The sequence below is a fragment of the Lysobacter sp. S4-A87 genome, from assembly GCF_022637455.1.
In the GTDB taxonomy this organism is placed as follows: domain Bacteria; phylum Pseudomonadota; class Gammaproteobacteria; order Xanthomonadales; family Xanthomonadaceae; genus Lysobacter_J.
Genome location: NZ_CP093341.1, coordinates 2,153,627 through 2,169,342, shown reverse-complemented (window position 1 = coordinate 2,169,342; position 15,716 = coordinate 2,153,627). Strand labels below are relative to the sequence as shown.

General features: G+C 68.3%; 14 protein-coding genes. 7 read left to right on the top strand and 7 right to left on the bottom strand.

Annotated features, from left to right (window positions below):
• Nucleotides 1-66: 66 nt before the first annotated feature.
• The 3 genes from dnaG to rpsU all read right to left on the bottom strand — a co-directional run bounded on the left by dnaG (nucleotide 67) and on the right by rpsU (nucleotide 2,740).
• Complete coding sequence (dnaG, locus tag MNR01_RS09760; RefSeq protein ID WP_241917631.1) at nucleotides 67-1,845, bottom strand: DNA primase; 1,779 nt, start codon at nucleotides 1,843-1,845, stop codon at nucleotides 67-69.
• Nucleotides 1,846-1,930: 85 nt separating this feature from the next.
• Entirely contained in the window at nucleotides 1,931-2,377 is a 447-nt protein-coding gene (locus tag MNR01_RS09755; RefSeq protein ID WP_241917630.1) for a GatB/YqeY domain-containing protein, read from the bottom strand.
• 147 nt (nucleotides 2,378-2,524) lie between these two features.
• Nucleotides 2,525-2,740 carry a 30S ribosomal protein S21 gene (gene rpsU, locus MNR01_RS09750; RefSeq protein ID WP_031371286.1) on the bottom strand — a complete coding sequence of 72 codons (216 nt, stop codon included), beginning with the start codon at nucleotides 2,738-2,740 and terminating at the stop codon, nucleotides 2,525-2,527.
• A 178-nt stretch (nucleotides 2,741-2,918) separates the two neighbouring features.
• Between rpsU and tsaD the strand changes: the two genes are divergently transcribed.
• The 4 genes from tsaD to MNR01_RS09730 all read left to right on the top strand — a co-directional run bounded on the left by tsaD (nucleotide 2,919) and on the right by MNR01_RS09730 (nucleotide 5,843).
• Nucleotides 2,919-3,953, top strand: a complete 1,035-nt coding sequence (tsaD, locus tag MNR01_RS09745; RefSeq protein WP_241917629.1) for a tRNA (adenosine(37)-N6)-threonylcarbamoyltransferase complex transferase subunit TsaD — start codon at nucleotides 2,919-2,921, stop codon at nucleotides 3,951-3,953.
• Between the two features lie 53 nt (nucleotides 3,954-4,006).
• Nucleotides 4,007-4,360, top strand: coding sequence for a dihydroneopterin aldolase (gene folB / locus MNR01_RS09740; RefSeq protein WP_158732513.1), 354 nt, complete (start codon nucleotides 4,007-4,009; stop codon nucleotides 4,358-4,360).
• 9 nt (nucleotides 4,361-4,369) lie between these two features.
• Nucleotides 4,370-4,852 carry a 2-amino-4-hydroxy-6-hydroxymethyldihydropteridine diphosphokinase gene (folK, locus tag MNR01_RS09735; RefSeq protein ID WP_241917628.1) on the top strand — a complete coding sequence of 161 codons (483 nt, stop codon included), beginning with the start codon at nucleotides 4,370-4,372 and terminating at the stop codon, nucleotides 4,850-4,852.
• Between the two features lie 160 nt (nucleotides 4,853-5,012).
• Nucleotides 5,013-5,843, top strand: coding sequence for a DUF6159 family protein (locus MNR01_RS09730; protein WP_241917627.1), 831 nt, complete (start codon nucleotides 5,013-5,015; stop codon nucleotides 5,841-5,843).
• 51 nt (nucleotides 5,844-5,894) lie between these two features.
• Here MNR01_RS09730 and MNR01_RS09725 read toward each other — a convergent pair whose 3' ends face one another.
• Nucleotides 5,895-6,635 (bottom strand): pteridine reductase, encoded by a 741-nt coding sequence (locus MNR01_RS09725; RefSeq protein WP_241917626.1) that lies wholly within the window; start codon nucleotides 6,633-6,635, stop codon nucleotides 5,895-5,897.
• 127 nt (nucleotides 6,636-6,762) lie between these two features.
• On the opposite strand from MNR01_RS09725, the gene MNR01_RS09720 reads away from it, so the two are divergent.
• The 3 genes from MNR01_RS09720 (at nucleotide 6,763) to MNR01_RS09710 (ending at nucleotide 11,010) form a co-directional block, all read left to right on the top strand.
• Nucleotides 6,763-7,941, top strand: coding sequence for an SAM-dependent methyltransferase (locus MNR01_RS09720; RefSeq protein WP_241917625.1), 1,179 nt, complete (start codon nucleotides 6,763-6,765; stop codon nucleotides 7,939-7,941).
• The gene (locus MNR01_RS09715) at nucleotides 7,938-8,351 is read left to right on the top strand and encodes a VanZ family protein (protein WP_345779006.1); all 414 of its coding nucleotides are present in this window, start codon (nucleotides 7,938-7,940) and stop codon (nucleotides 8,349-8,351) included. Before MNR01_RS09720 ends, MNR01_RS09715 begins: the two co-directional genes overlap by 4 nt.
• A 148-nt stretch (nucleotides 8,352-8,499) precedes the next feature.
• On the top strand, nucleotides 8,500-11,010 hold the full coding sequence (locus MNR01_RS09710) for a TonB-dependent receptor (RefSeq protein ID WP_241917624.1): 2,511 nt from the start codon (nucleotides 8,500-8,502) through the stop codon (nucleotides 11,008-11,010).
• 362 nt (nucleotides 11,011-11,372) lie between these two features.
• Here MNR01_RS09710 and MNR01_RS09705 read toward each other — a convergent pair whose 3' ends face one another.
• The 3 genes from MNR01_RS09705 to MNR01_RS09695 form a co-directional block, all read right to left on the bottom strand.
• Nucleotides 11,373-12,596: a multifunctional CCA addition/repair protein gene (locus MNR01_RS09705; protein ID WP_241917623.1), complete on the bottom strand. Its 1,224-nt coding sequence runs from the start codon at nucleotides 12,594-12,596 to the stop codon at nucleotides 11,373-11,375.
• A 94-nt stretch (nucleotides 12,597-12,690) separates the two neighbouring features.
• Complete coding sequence (locus MNR01_RS09700) at nucleotides 12,691-13,590, bottom strand: complex I NDUFA9 subunit family protein (RefSeq protein WP_241917622.1); 900 nt, start codon at nucleotides 13,588-13,590, stop codon at nucleotides 12,691-12,693.
• Between the two features lie 26 nt (nucleotides 13,591-13,616).
• Nucleotides 13,617-15,593: a lytic transglycosylase domain-containing protein gene (locus tag MNR01_RS09695; RefSeq protein ID WP_241917621.1), complete on the bottom strand. Its 1,977-nt coding sequence runs from the start codon at nucleotides 15,591-15,593 to the stop codon at nucleotides 13,617-13,619.
• Nucleotides 15,594-15,716: the final 123 nt, after the last annotated feature.

Sequence of the window (15,716 nt, the reverse complement as noted above, 5' to 3'; positions counted from 1 at the left end):
GGTACCGAGCTTAGCCCGGGCCGCCCTGGCGTGGCCGGGTCGGAAGTCACGCCGCAGGCGATGGCCTCAGCTGCGCGGGATCGCCCGCGCCCGGCTTGCCCGCAGGCTCAGCAACTCGCGCATCTCGTGCTTCTCGGCGTCATCCAGTTCGGAGGTGCGCCGCGACTGCAATGCCTCGATGCGCTGCTGGATGGCCTGTTCCTCCAGGCGCGAGATCGAGTCGAGGAACGCCTGCTGGCGCTTGTCGGCATCGTCGAGCACGCGTGCGTCCAGCGGCGTGGCGGCGGTGGTCTCCACTGCCCGCGCAGTGGCCAGCTTGGTCAGCGCCGGCGCTTCGCTGCGATCGGCGAAGTGCTCCAGGATCAGGCCGGTCGAGATGTCGGGGCGCTCGTGCACCAGCTCCACCAGCTCCACCAGCAGGCCGACGCCGGGTTGGTCGAGCGAAGCGAAATGCAGCGACGACGGCACCGCCAGCGCGATGGCCGGCTGCTGCAGCAGCATGGTGATCGCGCTGCGCACCAGCGACGGCTTGTTGGCCGTCGGCGTGGCTGGCCTGGCGCGCTGCGCCGTCGACTCGGGACTGTTGGCGCGTGCGCCGACGCCGGTCAGCTCGGTCAGGCGCTGCTTCATCAGGTCGCCGAAGGCGCCGTCGGGAATCTGTGCCAGCAGCGGCTTGGCGCGCTCGGCCAGGCGGCCGCGGCCTTCGAGCGTGCTGAGGTTGACGTCGCTGGAGAGCGAGTCGAAGAAGAACTGCGACAGCGGCGTGGCTTCGCGCAGGCGCAGCTCGAAACCCTCGCGGGCTTCCTTGCGCACCAGCGAATCCGGGTCCTCGCCTTCGGGCAGGAACAGGAAGAACGCCTGGCGACCGTCCTTCATTCGCGGCAGTACGGACTCCACCGCCTTCCATGCCGCGCCGCGGCCGGCGCGGTCGCCGTCGAAACAGAAGTAGACGTCGGGTGCGTTGCGGAACAGCAGCTCGGCGTGGTCGGGCGTGGTCGCCGTGCCCAGCGTCGCCACGGCGCAATCGACGCCGTGCTCGAACAGCGCGACGACGTCCATGTAGCCTTCGACGACGATGAGCTTGTCGATCTTGTTGTGCGCCTGGCGCACCTGCCACAACCCGTACAGCTCGCGTCCCTTGTGGAACAGGGCGGTCTCGGGCGAGTTGAGGTACTTCGGGCCGTCGTCCTTGTCCAATACGCGACCGCCGAATGCGATCGTGCGCCCGCGCCGGTCGTGGATCGGGAACATCACCCGGTCGCGGAACTTGTCGTAGACGCGGCCGCTGTCGTTCTTCGAGAACATGCCGGCGCGTTCGAGCAGCGACATGCGTCGCGCGTCGGTGCCGAGCGCATCGCGAAGCGCGTTGAAGCCGTCGGGCGCGTAGCCGATGCCGAACTGGGTGCGGACTGCGGCGCTGACCTGGCGCCCATCCAGATAGGCCAGCGCCTTGGCACTGCCGGCGAGCTGCTTCTGGAAGAACTTCGATGCGGCCTCGACGGCGGCATAGAGGTCGATGCTGTCGGGATTGACGTTGCGCTGCTGGGTATCGCGCGGCACTTCCATGCCGATGCGCTTGGCCAGCTCTTCGACCGCGTCGAGGAACTCGAGGCGGTCATAGTTCATCAGGAAGCTGATCGCGGTGCCGTGCGCCCCACAGCCGAAGCAGTGATAGAACTGCTTGGTCGGCGAGACCGTGAAGCTGGGCGAGCGCTCGTCATGGAACGGGCAGCGCGCCGAGTACTCCTTGCCCTGGCGCTTCAACGGCACGCGCGACCCGATCAGCTCGACGATGTCGGAGCGGGCGAGCAGGTCGTCGATGAATGCGTCGGGGATGCGGGCCATCGGAGCTTTGTACCGCGTCCTGCGTTGGTGCGGGAGGTGGGGGTTTCCGGTCCTCCCCTGCGGACAGGGGAGGGGGCAAACGGCCTCAGCCTGCCAGGCGCTTCTTCACCAGCACCGACACCTGGCCCATGTCGGCCTGGCCGGCCAGCCTGGCCTTGAGCGGGCCCATCAGCTTGCCCATGTCGGCCGGGCCGGTGGCGCCGGTCTCGGCGATCGCGGCGTCGATGGCCGCCAGGATCTCGGCCTCGCCCATCTTGGCCGGCACGTAGCGCTCGATCACCACGATCTCCTCGCGCTCGACCTGGGCCAGGTCCTCGCGGTTGGCCGCCTCGTACTGGCTGACCGAGTCGCGGCGCTGCTTGACCATCTTGTCGAGCACGGCAATCACGGCGGTGTCGTCGAGCTCGATGCGCTCGTCGACTTCGCGCTGCTTGATGGCGGCGTTGATCAGGCGGATCACGCCCAGGCTGTGCTTGTCGCCGCTCTTCATCGCGGCCTTCATGTCATCGGTGAGTCGCGTCTTGAGGCTCATCGTGCTGCTCCCTGGCAGGGCGCCGGCCCAATGGGGCGACGCGTAAAAAACTCGGAAACACAAAAAGCCGGCGGCGCATGGGCGCGGCCGGCTTGTGTGATGCGCTCTGTGGCGGGTCCGCGCGCTGCGCGGGGCCCGCTGGGGCGATCAGTACAGGCGCTGACGCTTGGTCACATCGCGCGAGGCGCGACGGGCCTGACGCTTCACCGCTGCGGCGGCCTTGCGCTTGCGTTCCTGGGTCGGCTTCTCGTAGAACTCGCGCTTGCGGGTCTCGGCCAGGACGCCGGCCTTCTCGCAGGTGCGCTTGAAGCGACGCAGAGCAAACTCAAAAGGCTCGTTTTCGCGGACTTTGACGCTGGGCATACGTAATCTCGTTTCGGGAACCGGCCCGGGCAGGCCGGGGAAGAGCCGCGCATTATAGCGATGGCCGCCTTGAAGGTGCAACATGGTTCCCCCATCAAGGGCACAGGTCCTTGATTCCCGGCCGGAACCGCACCTACGGGCGCTGCCGGCACGTTTCCATCCCCCTGGAACCCGTCCTTTGAAAGTCCTTGGCATCGAAACCAGCTGCGACGAGACCGGTGTGGCCGTCTACGACACCGACACCGGCCTGCGCGCGCATGCCTTGTACAGCCAGATCGCCCTGCATGCGCAGTACGGCGGCGTGGTGCCCGAGCTGGCCAGCCGTGACCACGTCCGCAAGCTGCTGCCCCTGGTCCGCCAGACCCTGTCCGAGGCCGGACTGGCCACCACCGACATCGATGGCGTCGCCTATACCGCCGGCCCGGGCCTGGTCGGGGCGCTGCTGGTCGGCGCCGGCGTGGCCCGCTCGATGGCCTGGGCGCTGGACGTTCCGGCGATCGGGGTCCACCACATGGAGGGCCACCTGCTGGCGCCGCTGCTGGAGGACGACCCCGAGCGCGGGCGGCCGGAGCCGCCGTTCGTGGCGCTATTGGTATCTGGCGGCCATACCCAGCTGGTCCACGTCGAGGCAATTGGTCAATACCGCCTGCTTGGCGAGACCCTGGACGACGCCGCCGGCGAAGCCTTCGACAAGACCGCCAAGCTGATGGGCCTGCCCTATCCGGGCGGGCCGCAGCTGGCCGCGCTGGCCGAACAGGGCACGCCGGGGACGTTCAGGTTCTCCCGGCCGATGACCGACCGGCCCGGACTGGATTTCAGCTTCAGCGGCCTCAAGACCCAGGTGCTGCTGGCCTGGCGCGACAGCGACCAGTCCGACCAGACCCGTGCCGACATCGCCCGCGGCTTCGAGGATGCGGTGGTCGAGACGCTGGCCATCAAGTGCGGCCGCGCGCTGGACGCGGCCGGTTGCGGGACCCTGGTGGTCGCCGGCGGTGTTGGCGCCAACAAGCGCCTGCGGGCACGGCTGGAAGAGATGGCACGCAAGCGCGGCGGTCGGGTCAGCTTCCCGCGCCCGGCCTTCTGCACCGACAACGGCGCGATGATCGCCTTCGCCGGCGCGCTGCGCCTGCAGGCCGGCCAGCACGGTGACCTGGCGGTGCGGGTAACGCCGCGGTGGGACATGGCGACGCTGGAAGTGGTGGGTTCTCCGTAACCCCCGACAACGCTACATTCCCCACCCCTGACCACGTTCCGGCCATTGCCCCCATGGACCACGTCTTCATCGAAGGCCTCGAGATCGAGGCGCTGATCGGCATCTACGACTGGGAGCGGCGGATCCGCCAGCCACTCGTGTTCGACATCGAGATGGCCTTCGACAACCGCATCCCGGCGGCCAGCGATGCCATCGAGGACACGCTCAACTACAAGGCGGTCAGCAAGCGCATCGTCGACTACGTGTCGCAGTCCGACTTCGGCCTGGTCGAGACGCTGGCCGAGCGCGTGGCGGCGATCATCATCGAAGAGTTCGGCGTGAAGCAGGTCCGCCTCAAGCTCAGCAAGCCCGGCGCTGTGCGCGGTGCGCGCGCGGTCGGCGTGTCCATCGTCCGCCCGGCGGGCTGAACGTCGCGCATGAGCCTTGCCTACCTGAGCCTCGGCAGCAATGTCGACGCCACCCGTCATCTGCGCGCTGCCGTCGCGGACCTGCGCGAGCGTTTCGGCGACGTCGTGCTGTCGCCGGTGTATCGCACGCGCGCCGTCGGCTTCGACGGACCCGACTTCCATAACGCCGCCGCGATCATCGAGACCGACCTCGAGCCGCAGGCGCTCAACACCTGGCTGCATGCGCTGGAAGACCGTCACGGTCGCGACCGCAGCGGTCCGCGTTACGGCGACCGCACGCTCGACATCGACATCGTGCTCTTCGATGACCGCGTGCTGGAAGGCGCCGGCAATCTGCGCATTCCGCGGCCGGAGCTGAAGCACGCATTCGTGCTGCGGCCGTTGGCGGAGATTGCGCCGGAAGTGGTGGTGCCGGGCAGTGGCCGGACGCTGGCGCAGCTGTGGGCGGTGCATGCGGAGCACGGCACGGTGTGGGAGGCGGTTCCCCTGTAACCCCCGCCGTCCGTCATTCCCGTCTTCGCGGGAATGACGGGGTCAGGCGACGGCGGCGAATGAGTCGGCGGTCCGCTTTTTGCCCCCGCCCCACTTGCCCTTACCGCCGCGCGGCCCGAGGATGCGCTCTCGGTCCATGGGGGACGGCAAGGGGATTGCGATGTTCGAGAAGTTCTCGCGCAGTTGGGAGCTGGTGAAGGCGAGTGCGGCGGTGCTGCGCTCGGACAAGGAGTTGATGGTCTTCCCGATCGTGTCCGCGCTGGCCACGCTGGTGGTGCTGGCCACGTTCATGGTGCCGATGCTGGGTTGGCGCGTGTTCCAGCATGGGTTCGGCGTGACCGGCATGGTGTGGATGTTCATCTTCTACTTCTGCCAGTACACGGTGATCATCTTCTTCAATTGCGCCCTGGTCGGCGCGGCGATGATCCGACTGGAAGGTGGCGATCCGACCCTGGCCGACGGCATCAATGCCGCCAAGGCGCGGCTGCCGGCGATCCTGGGTTATGCCGCGATCGCGGCGACGGTGGGCATGCTGCTGCAGGCGCTGCGCAACAAGGAGAACAACATCCTCGTGCGCATGCTCGGCAGCGGCCTGGGTGCGGCGTGGACGCTGGCGACCTTCCTGGTCGCGCCGGTGCTGGTCAGCGAGGAGATCGGTCCGGTCGAGGCGCTCAAGAAGAGTGCGGGCCTGCTGCGCCATACCTGGGGCGAGAACGCGATCGGCAACGTCGGCATCGGCCTGGCGTTCGGCCTGATCATGTTCGGCGTCGCTGTGGTCGGTGCATTGATCGCATTCGTCGCCGCGCAGCTGTCGATTGGCCTGGCCGTGGCCGTGGTGATCGTGTTCGTGATCGCGATGCTGCTGCTGGGTGTCTACCAGGCGGCACTGAGCGGCATCTACTCGGCTGCGTTGTACCGCTTCGCCACGCAGGGCGAGACGCCGCCGGAGTTCCAGAGCCTGCGCCTGGAACAGGCGTTCGCGACGAAGTAATCGCAGTGTTCCCTCTCCCTGCGCCACCCGTGTGGCCAGGGAGGGGGTCGCTCAGACGCTGAGCAGCCTTCCGCCGTCCAGATGCAGCACCTGCCCGGTGCTGTAACGCGCATCCATCAGCAGCCAGCGCACGGCCTCGGCCACTTCCGCCGGCGTGCCGGTGCGGCCCATCGGCGTGCGGCCGAGCATCGCTTCCTGCGCCGCGACATTCGCCGACTCTTCCGGCCACAGGATCGCGCCTGGCGAGACCGCGTTGACGCGCACCTCCGGTGCGAGCTCCAGCGCCAGCGAGCGGGTCATCATCAGCAGCGACGCCTTGGCCATGCTGTAGAGCGAGTGGTCGCGCAGCGGACGCTCACCGTAGATGTCGGCCAGGTTGACGATGCCGCCGTGCGCCGCGCGCAGGTGCGGCGCCGCCGCCTGGGCGAGGAAGAACGGCGCGCGCGCATTGCTGGCGAATGCCTGATCCCACTGCATCGGGGTCGTGGTGCCGACCGGGGTCGGGCTGAAGCTGGAAGCATTGTTGACCAGCGCGTCGAGCCCGCCGAAGCGGCCCACCGCATGCGCAATCAGTTCCGGCAGCCGGTCGAACTCACCCAGGTCGGCCTGCAGCACCAGCGTGCTGCCGGCCCGGAGGCCTTCGAGCTCGCCGGCGAGCGCATCAATGTCCCCGCGCGAATTGCGGTAGTGCAGGGCGAGGTCGTAGCCGGCGGCGTGCAGGGTGCGCGCGATCTGCGCGCCGATGCGCTTGGCGCTGCCGGTGATCAGGGCGACGGGGCGGGGCGGTGACATGGCGCTAGAGTAGCCCGGGTAAGGCCGAAGGCCGCACCCGGGAGTGGGGACTGGTGACGCGTATGAGCTCTGGACCCCGGGTGCGCTTTGCTTACCCGGGCTACGGGTCTCGGGGATAATCGTTGGCATGTCATCTCTGCCTCCCCCCGATTCCGACGCGCTGGCGCATAGCGCCCGCCTCGATGCGCTGATTCGCACCCACATCGCCGACCAGGGCGGTGCCATCCCGTTCTCGCGCTTCATGGAGCTGGCGTTGTACGCGCCGGGCCTGGGCTATTACAGCGCTGGCGCGAGCAAGTTCGGCGAAAGTGGTGACTTCGTCACCGCTCCGGAGATCGGACCGATCTTCGCTGCCTGCGTCGCCGAAAGCGTCGCCCCGGTGCTGCAGCAGCTCGGCCCGGGGGCCCGCTTCCTGGAGCTGGGCGGCGGCACCGGCGCCTTCGCCGAGGTTGCGCTCAAGCGCCTGATGGAGCTGGACGCACTGCCGGATCGCTACGCCATCCTCGAGCCCAGCGCGCAGTTGCGCGAGCGCCAGCGCGAGCGCCTGCAACAGCGCCTTGCGCCGCCGTTGTTCGAGCTGGTCGAGTGGCTCGACGCCCCCTTCAGCGATGACTGGGACGGCGTGCTGTTCGCCAACGAAGTCATCGATGCCCTGCCGACGCCGCGCTTCGCCATGGAGGCCGGCGAGGTCTACGAGGAGCACGTGGCGATTGAGGCCGGCGAGCTGGTCCGCGTGCTGCGCCCGGCCGATGCGTTCCTGGGCAATGCGGTGCGCCACCTCGAACGCAACCTCGGGCGTGAATTCGAGCAGGGCTTCCGCTCCGAAACGCTGCCTCAGCTGCCCTACTGGGTGCAGGCGGTGTCCGGCGGCATGCGCAGTGGCGCGATGCTGTTCGTCGACTACGGCTACGTGCGCAGCGAGTACTACCTGCCCGAGCGCAACGACGGCACCCTGCGGGCGTTCTACCGGCACCGGATGCACAACGAGCCGCTGCTGTGGCCGGGCCTGCAGGACCTGACCGCCTCGGTCGACTTCACCGCGCTGGCCGAGGCCGGCGTCTCTGCCGGATTCGATTTCGCCGGCTACTGCTCCCAGGCCAGCTTCCTGCTCGGCAACGGTCTGGCCGGTGTGCTCGAGCGCATCGAACGCATCGCCGACGAAGGCGAGCGGCTGCGCCGGACCCAGGAGGTCAAGCGACTGACCCTGCCGTCGGAAATGGGCGAGCGCTTCCAGGTGATGGGTTTCAGCAAGGACGTCGAGTTCGGCGCCGCCTTCCTCGCCGGCGACCTGAGTTTCCGCCTGTGACGCGGCTGCCCGGGACGAGTCTGCTGCGCGACCTGCGCTGGCCCTGGCTGTGGCTGTCGGTATGGCTGCTGATGATCGCGGCGGTGGCGGTGACCTCGCTGCTGGCCGCCTCGGACCTGCCACCGCCGCCGTTCGACGGCGTCGACAAGCTCGAGCACTTCCTGGCCTACCTGGTCCTCAGCGGCTTTGCCGTGATGCTGTTCGAGCGGCGCCGGCCGCAGGCGCTGGCGGCGGCCGGGTTGATCGCGCTGGGGGTCGGCCTGGAAGTGGCCCAGGGCGCCCTGACCGCCTCCCGCCACGCCGACTCGGCAGACGCCCTGGCCAATTCCCTCGGTGTCCTGGCCGGGCTGATGCTCGTGGCGACCCCTGTTTCGCGGGGTCTGCAATGGCTGGAGGCCCGCTTTCGATAGTGTGACGGGCATCATCTGGCGATAAAACCGCCATCACACCAGATGGGGCAAACGAACGGTAGGTATTGCGCAAAGGTTAAAAGGTGGTTAAAGCTCTGGGTCGGGCTCAACAGGGGGAGTCCGCCCACCCTGAGTGAAGGAAGCACCGATGCCTGCAATCACCCGCAATCGCTTGGCCCTGGCTGTAACGGCCAGTCTGGCCGCCAGCCTGTTCAGTACCGCCGTCATGGCCCAGGAGCCTACTGCGGCCGAAGTCCGCTCCGAGGCCACCACCCTCGACCGCATCCAGGTCACCGGTTCGCGCGTGCGCGGCCGCACCGCCGAAGACACGGCCGCACCGGTCGACGTCATCGGCAAGGAAGAGCTCAACGCCACCGGCGCGATGGAGCTCGGCCAGATCCTGCAGATGCTCGAGCCGTCGTTCAATTTCTCCCGCACGTTCGTCAGTGACGGTACCGACATCCTGCGCCCGGCCACGCTGCGCGCGCTGGGCCCGGACCAGGTGCTGGTCCTGGTCAACGGCAAGCGCCGCCACCAGCAGGCGCTGGTCAACGTGCAGCAGACCATCGGTCGCGGTTCGGCCGGTACCGACATCAACTCGATCCCGGTCTCGGCAATCGAACGCGTTGAAGTGCTGCGTGACGGCGCCGCGGCGCAGTACGGTTCGGACGCCATCTCCGGCGTGATCAACATCATCCTCAAGGAACAGACCGACCACACCGACATCTCGGTGGAAGGTTCGCAGTACTACGCCGGCGACGGCGAGATGCTGCACGGCTCTGTCAACACGGGCTTCAAGCTCGGCGGCGACGGCTTCATCAACCTGTCGGCCGAAGCGCGCAACCGCAACGAGACCAACCGCGCCGGTCCCGACAGCCTGCGCGTGGATCCGCCGCGCGTGACCCAGCGCCTGGGCGACGCCGATGCCAAGGATTACTACCTGTGGTTCAACAGCGGCCTGCCGCTGGCCGGCGGCGAGCTCTACGTCTTCGGTGGCGCCTCCAAGCGCGAGGGTGACTCGTCGGGCTTCTTCCGCAGTGCCGGCGACAACCGCACCGTGCCGGAGCTCTACCCCAATGGCTTCCTGCCCAACATCCTGACCACGGTCGAGGATGCCTCGATCGCGGTCGGCTTCAAGCAGCCGATCAACGAGCGCTGGGACTGGGACGTGTCGGTGGTCACCGCGCGCAACAAGTTCGGTTTCGAGGAAGGCAATTCGGTCAACGTCAGCTGGTGGTACGAGCCGATCAATCCGGCCGATCCGAACAGCGCGATCTTCGGCGCCTCCCCGACCTCGGCCGACACCGGCGAGCTGCAGAGCGACCAGACCACCTTCAACCTCGACTTCAGCGGTTATGTCGACGGCATCGGCGGCACGCCGCTGTACCTGTCGTCGGGCCTGGAATGGCGCCAGGACGACTACAAGATCCGCGCCGGCGATCCGGTGTCGTACACCTACGGCCGCACCAACAACCGCGACATCGTCATCGTCGGCCAGACCGGCGACATCGCCCAGCCGGGCATGCAGGGCTTCCCGGGCTTCTCGCCGACCGAAGCGGTCGATGACGGTCGCGACAGCTGGGCGGTCTACCTCGATGCCGAAACCAACCTGAGCGAGAAGTTCCTGCTCGGCGCGGCGGTGCGCTTCGAGGACTACTCCGACTTCGGCAACACCACCACCGGCAAGTTGTCGGCACGCTTCGACGCGACCGAGACCTTCGCCGTGCGCGGCACGCTGTCGACCGGCTTCCGCGCGCCAGGCGTGCAGCAGCTGTTCTACAGCCAGCGTTCGACCAACCTCAACTCCGACGGCATCCTGACCGACACCCTGACCGCGCGCCAGGACAGCGATGTCACGCGTGCGTTCGGCATCGAGCCGCTGCAGGAGGAAACCTCCACCAGCGGCACGCTGGGCGTCGTCTGGCAGCCCAGTGATCGCATGTCGGTGACCCTGGACGTGTTCCAGATCGACATCGACGATCGCATCATCTTCTCCAGCAACATCGCGCCGGAGTCGGTCGGCACTGACGGCAATGCCTGCGCGGCCGACAACAGCAACTGCCCGATCCACGCCATCCTCGATCCGATCGGTGTCGGCCAGGTGCTCTTCTTCACCAACGCCATCGACACGCGCACCACCGGTGTCGACCTGACCGTCAACCACAACACCACCTTCGACGGTGGCAGCACGCTGAACCTGACGGCGCTGGTCCACTTCAACGAGACCGAAGTGCGCTCGCGTCGTTCGCAGTCGCCGATCCTGTCGCCGACGCAGCTGTTCGACGACACCCAGGTGACGCTGCTCGAAGAGGGCCAGCCGGGTGCGCACCATGTGTTCCAGGGGATCTGGGAAGACGGTCCGTGGCAGGTGACGGGCCGTGCCAACTACTACGGTTCGGTTTCGGGTGAGGGCTTCACGCCCGGCATCAAGCAGACCTGGGACGGCAAGTGGTTGTTCGATGCGCAGGTGCGCTATGCCATCAACGATTCGATGGCGGTGACGGTCGGCGGCAACAACATCTTCGACCAGTACCCGGACAAGTGGGATCCTGTGACCGGTGCACCGTTCCCGCAGCTCGGGTTCAAGTACGGTTGGGAGACCATGCCGTTCGGCATGAACGGCGGCAGCTATTACGTCCGCTTCGACTACCGGTTCTAGCCGGTAGCGGCGCGCCGGCCCTCGCTTTGGCGGGGCCGGTTCCGCGCGCGGACGACACCAGATCGAAAGGGGAGAGAAACGCCGGACGACGGGGAGGTCGGCCGGCGTTGCTTTTTGTGGGCGCTTCGTGGTTTCGGGCTTCCGCTTCGGAGTGGCGTCGTCCGCCGGGCCGGGGATTGCTCCGCCCCTTCGTCGGACATCCTGTCCGAAGGCGGGGCGTGGGCCATCCATGGCCCACTGCTGCGCAATCCCCGACCCGGCGGACGACGCTTCGGCATTTCATAGCCCGGTCCTCGTGGAGAAAGGCCGAAATCTCCGCGATTGCTTCGCGGAGGGCGGATGAGGGCGCTCTTGCTCGCGCTCTAACGCTTCCCGGTCGCTGCAGCGATCGCTTCAATCCGCGCGCGCTGCATCGCCTCGCCGACTGCCGGACCGCTCATTCCGGCTGCCACCTGGTCCGCACGCACCAGCATCGCTGCTGCATGTGCTTCGCGCAGCGCGCAACCTTGCGGGTAGTCGTCGTCTTCATGCCCGGTGCGTCCGCGCTTGTCGGCCTCGCACGCGATCGCCAGCTGGGCGATGCGCGCGGGCTTGCGGAATCCGTCGCAGCGCGTGATCAGCTCATACACGGTCTTGGCCCTGAGCTCGTCGAAGCGGTGCACGTTGAGGTGCTCGCGGCATACGGCCTCGGCCAGCTGGCGGTGTTCGGTCGGTACCTTGAGGCGTTCGCACAGGCCCTTGAGGGGCTTCACGCCGGCGTGCTCGTGGCCGAGGTGGCGCGGCAGCACATCGGCGGGCGTCAGTGCCTTGCCGAGGTCGTGGGTGAGTGCGGCGAAGCCGATCAGCTCGTCTCCGGGCGCCAGGCGCGCGGCCATGTCGCAGACCAGTTCGGCGTGGACGCCGGTGTCGACTTCGGGGTGGTACTCCGCGCGCTGGGGAACGCCGTACAACGCGTCGACTTCCGGCAGCACGGCGGCGAGCGCGCCGGCATCGTGCAGCGTGCGCAGGAACGCCGACGGCGACGGACTGGTGATCGCGCGCCGCAGTTCCTTCCATACGCGTTCGGGCACCAGGGCCGACAGTTCGCCGGATTCGGCCATCGTGCGCATCAGCGCCATCGTTTCCGGCGCGACGGTGAAGCCGAGCGGGGCGAAGCGGGCCATGAATCGCCCGGCGCGCAGCACGCGCAGCGGGTCTTCGGCGAAGGCGGGGCCGACATGGCGCAGCACGCGTGCCTGAATGTCATCCGCGCCGCCGTAGGGGTCTACCAATTGGCCGTGTTCGTCCTGGGCAATGGCGTTGATGGTGAAGTCGCGGCGCTGCAGGTCCTGTTCGAGCGTCACCGATGGGTCGGCATCGACGACGAAACCGCGGTAACCGCGGCCGCTCTTGCGCTCGGTTCGTGCCAGCGCGTACTCCTCGCCGGTTTGCGGATGCAGGAACACGGGGAAGTCGAGTCCGACCGCGCGGAAGCCGGCCGCCTCCATCGAGGCCTGTGTTTCGCCGACGACCACCCAGTCGCGGTCGCCGGGCGGCAGGCCGAGCAGGCGGTCGCGGACGGCGCCGCCGACGAGATAGGTTTTCATGCGGGTGATCTTAGCCACTGGCCCTCATTCCCGCGAAGGCGGGGCCAGGGGCAACGTCAATGGATCCCCGCAGTCATGGGGATGACGGGGTGGCTCAGCAGCCCGCCAGGATCTCCGGCAGCTTCGGTTCGATCGCCGTCGGCGTGATCCCGAGCCGGCGCAATCCATCTTCGAAGCTCACCGAATCGAGCTGCAGCGAGCGCCAGTTGTCGCGGCTGATCGGTTTGCCGGGAATGAACTCGCCCACGTTGGCCTGCAACTGTCCGAGCGATCGCGGCAGGCCGAGCACGACGCGGTAACGGCCGCGTCCGCGTGCGGCCAGGCGCACGATGCGCCGCAGCGACATCACATCCGGGCCCACCAGGTCGAAGCTGTCGCCGACGCTGCGGCGATCATCGAGCGCGCGCACGAAGGCTTCGACCACGTCGCCGACCCACACCGGCTGGAAGCGGGCGTCGGCGCGGCCGATCGGCAGCACCGGCGCGAACCGCAGCAGGCTGTCGAAGCGGCAGAACAGGCCATCGCCGGGACCGGCGATTACCGACGGGCGGAACAGGGTCCAGTCGAGGCCGGAGGCGCGCACGCGCTGTTCGGCGCGGCCGCGCGATTGCAGGTAGTGGCTGTCGCCGTGGCCGGCGTTGAGCGCGCTCATCTGCAGCAGCCTGCGCACGCCCATGTCCTTCATCGCGGCGATCAGCGACTCGGTGATGCCGACGAAGACGCGCTCGAAGCCATCGCCGCGATCGCCTTTCTCGTTGAGGATGCCGGTGAGGTTGATGACGGCATTGGCATCGTCGAGAACGGCGGACAGGAAGCCGCGGTCGCTGACATCGCCTTCGATCAGGCTCGCGCCGGGCGGGCGCTGCGCTCGTTTGCCGGGATCGACGCCGCGGCTGAGCACGGTGACGCGGTCGCCGCCCTGCAACAGGCGCGCGACGAGATGCCGGCCGACAAAACCGGTTCCACCCAGGACGACGACATGACGTTGTGCCATGCCGTGAGTTTAAGGTCGGATCGCCTTCAGCGCTGTGATGGGCGCCGTGATTGGACGGGAGGCTGCGCCGGCGTCGTTGCAGCCGGCGCTGCGGTGGCCGGCTGCGGGCAGACGAACTGCTTGCGGCTGCCGTCGACGCGGCCGCGCATGCGGTCGCTGACTTTGGCCGCGTCGCCATTGAGACGCCAGTCGTAGAGCACGCTGAAGGCAAGCACGCGCGCCACGTATTCGCGCGTTTCCTTGTAGCTGATCGTCTCGATCCAGAAGTCCGGATCCATGCCCGGCCGCTGCGACTGCCAGCGCGACAGCGGCGACGGCCCGGCGTTGTAGCCGGCGATCACCTGGTACGGCTGGCCGCCGTACTTGTCGAGCAGCTCGCGCAGGTACGCGGTGCCGAGGATGATGTTGGTGTCAGGGTCGTACAGGCTGTCCGCCCCGCCCCAGGGCTGGCCGATGCGGGCGGCGACGCCGGCTCCGGTGCCGGGCAGGATCTGCATCAGGCCCATTGCATTGGCGCTGGAGCGCGCGCGCGGATAGAACACGCTCTCGGCCCGGATCTCGGCCGCGACCCAGGCCGGATCGAGGCGATTGCTCGCCGCCTCGCGCCGGATGGTGCTTTCGTGGTGAAGCGGGAAGCGCAGGCCGTACAGGCGCAGTTCGTCGGGTTTGCCCTTGCCCAGTGAGAACACCGCGCGGTCGAACCAGCCGTTGCCCTGCGCCACTTCCACCGCGATGCGGCGCTGTTCGTCGTTGAAGCGCGACAGTGCATCGTCCCATTCGCGCACGGCCCAGCCGACGCGGTCGATCTGGAACAGCCCCATCGCACGCACGATCGCCGGGTCGCGTGCGATTGTCGCCTGTGCCGATGCGCTGTCGTTGGGCAGCCACGGGCACAGCGCATAGGGCAGGTCGAGCTTGTCGGCGGCCAGGAAGCCGTGGAATTCGGGCTTCTTCGCCGCCTCGCGGTACAGGCGGTCGGCGCTGGACTTGCTGCCGGCGCGTTCGTTCAACCGTGCCTCGAAATACGCCCAGCGTGCATCGCTGCGCTGCTTGGCGCCCATCTTGTTGATCGCCGCCAGCGCAGCGGCCCAGTCCGAGCGTGCCATCGCTTCGCGCACGCGCCACTCGTGCAGGCGATCGTCGTAGGCGACCTCGGGCACGGCGTTGAGGCGCCGCGCCGAATCGGGTTCGTAGGACGCCACCGACCACAGTGCGATCTGGTACAGCGCGCGACCGCGCTCCTCGTCGCTCAGGCCCAGTGCATCGGCATAGCGCGGCAGGACCGCTTCGGCCGATGCCGGCGATGCCTTGCCGAACTTCGCCAGGCCCTGCGATGCAACGGCGCGGCTGCGCGCGGTCTTCGGCCAGGTCAGCGCGCGCTCGTGCGGCGCATCGAGGAAGGCGGCGTAGTCGTTGGCGAGGGCGAGCTCGTCGGCGGGCAGGCCGCGGGCCGCGGCGCGCATCACGCCGGGCTGCCATTCGGCGGCGGCCAGGTCGATTCGCTCCCAGCGCAGTTCCGGCGTCAGGCCGCCCTGCGTCGACAGTGCCGCCATCGGTGCGTCGCACTCGTCCGGCAGCGACTTGCCGGTGCTGCGCCAGATGGCCTGCGCGTCGCTGGTCCATTTGGCGTCGGCCCGGCCCTGTGCGAGGCGTGCGCTCAGCTCGCCGCAACGCAACGCCGTGCTCTTGACCTGCGGGCTCCACGCGGCGAGGAACGATGCCCAGTCCTGGCGGCGCGCGGTGGCCGCAAGCCAGGCTTCGCGGAACGATTCGGCGACGGCCTGGCCGCGGTAGCGCGACAGGAACGACTGCGCCTGGCTGGCGGTGAGGTTGTCGATGTCACGGCGCAGGCTGGCGAACTCGACCCAGCCGTAGAGCGGATGACGGGCGATGTCGCTGTACTGGCCGGCGTCGAAGCGGCCGAGTTCGGCTGCCTCCAGCGCGGCACGCACGCGTTGCAGTTGCGGGTCGACGCTGGCCTTGGGCAATGCGGGCAGCTGCACCGGCGGCGCCGCTGCCGTGCTCTGTGCACAGGCAGTTGCGGCGATCGCAGCAATGGACGCAGTGAGTACGATTGTGAACGGGCGGGGGAGCATGCGTGGGACTATAGCCCAGCGTTGTGAAGT

Coding starts and splice junctions, on each gene's coding strand:
- dnaG (WP_241917631.1), bottom strand. CDS start 1,845: ATGGCCCGCATCCCCGACGCATTCATCGACGACCTGCTCGCCCGCTCC.
- MNR01_RS09755 (WP_241917630.1), bottom strand. CDS start 2,377: ATGAGCCTCAAGACGCGACTCACCGATGACATGAAGGCCGCGATGAAG.
- rpsU (WP_031371286.1), bottom strand. CDS start 2,740: ATGCCCAGCGTCAAAGTCCGCGAAAACGAGCCTTTTGAGTTTGCTCTG.
- folB (WP_158732513.1), top strand. CDS start 4,007: ATGGACCACGTCTTCATCGAAGGCCTCGAGATCGAGGCGCTGATCGGC.
- folK (WP_241917628.1), top strand. CDS start 4,370: ATGAGCCTTGCCTACCTGAGCCTCGGCAGCAATGTCGACGCCACCCGT.
- MNR01_RS09730 (WP_241917627.1), top strand. CDS start 5,013: ATGTTCGAGAAGTTCTCGCGCAGTTGGGAGCTGGTGAAGGCGAGTGCG.
- MNR01_RS09725 (WP_241917626.1), bottom strand. CDS start 6,635: ATGTCACCGCCCCGCCCCGTCGCCCTGATCACCGGCAGCGCCAAGCGC.
- MNR01_RS09720 (WP_241917625.1), top strand. CDS start 6,763: ATGTCATCTCTGCCTCCCCCCGATTCCGACGCGCTGGCGCATAGCGCC.
- MNR01_RS09710 (WP_241917624.1), top strand. CDS start 8,500: ATGCCTGCAATCACCCGCAATCGCTTGGCCCTGGCTGTAACGGCCAGT.
- MNR01_RS09705 (WP_241917623.1), bottom strand. CDS start 12,596: ATGAAAACCTATCTCGTCGGCGGCGCCGTCCGCGACCGCCTGCTCGGC.
- MNR01_RS09700 (WP_241917622.1), bottom strand. CDS start 13,590: ATGGCACAACGTCATGTCGTCGTCCTGGGTGGAACCGGTTTTGTCGGC.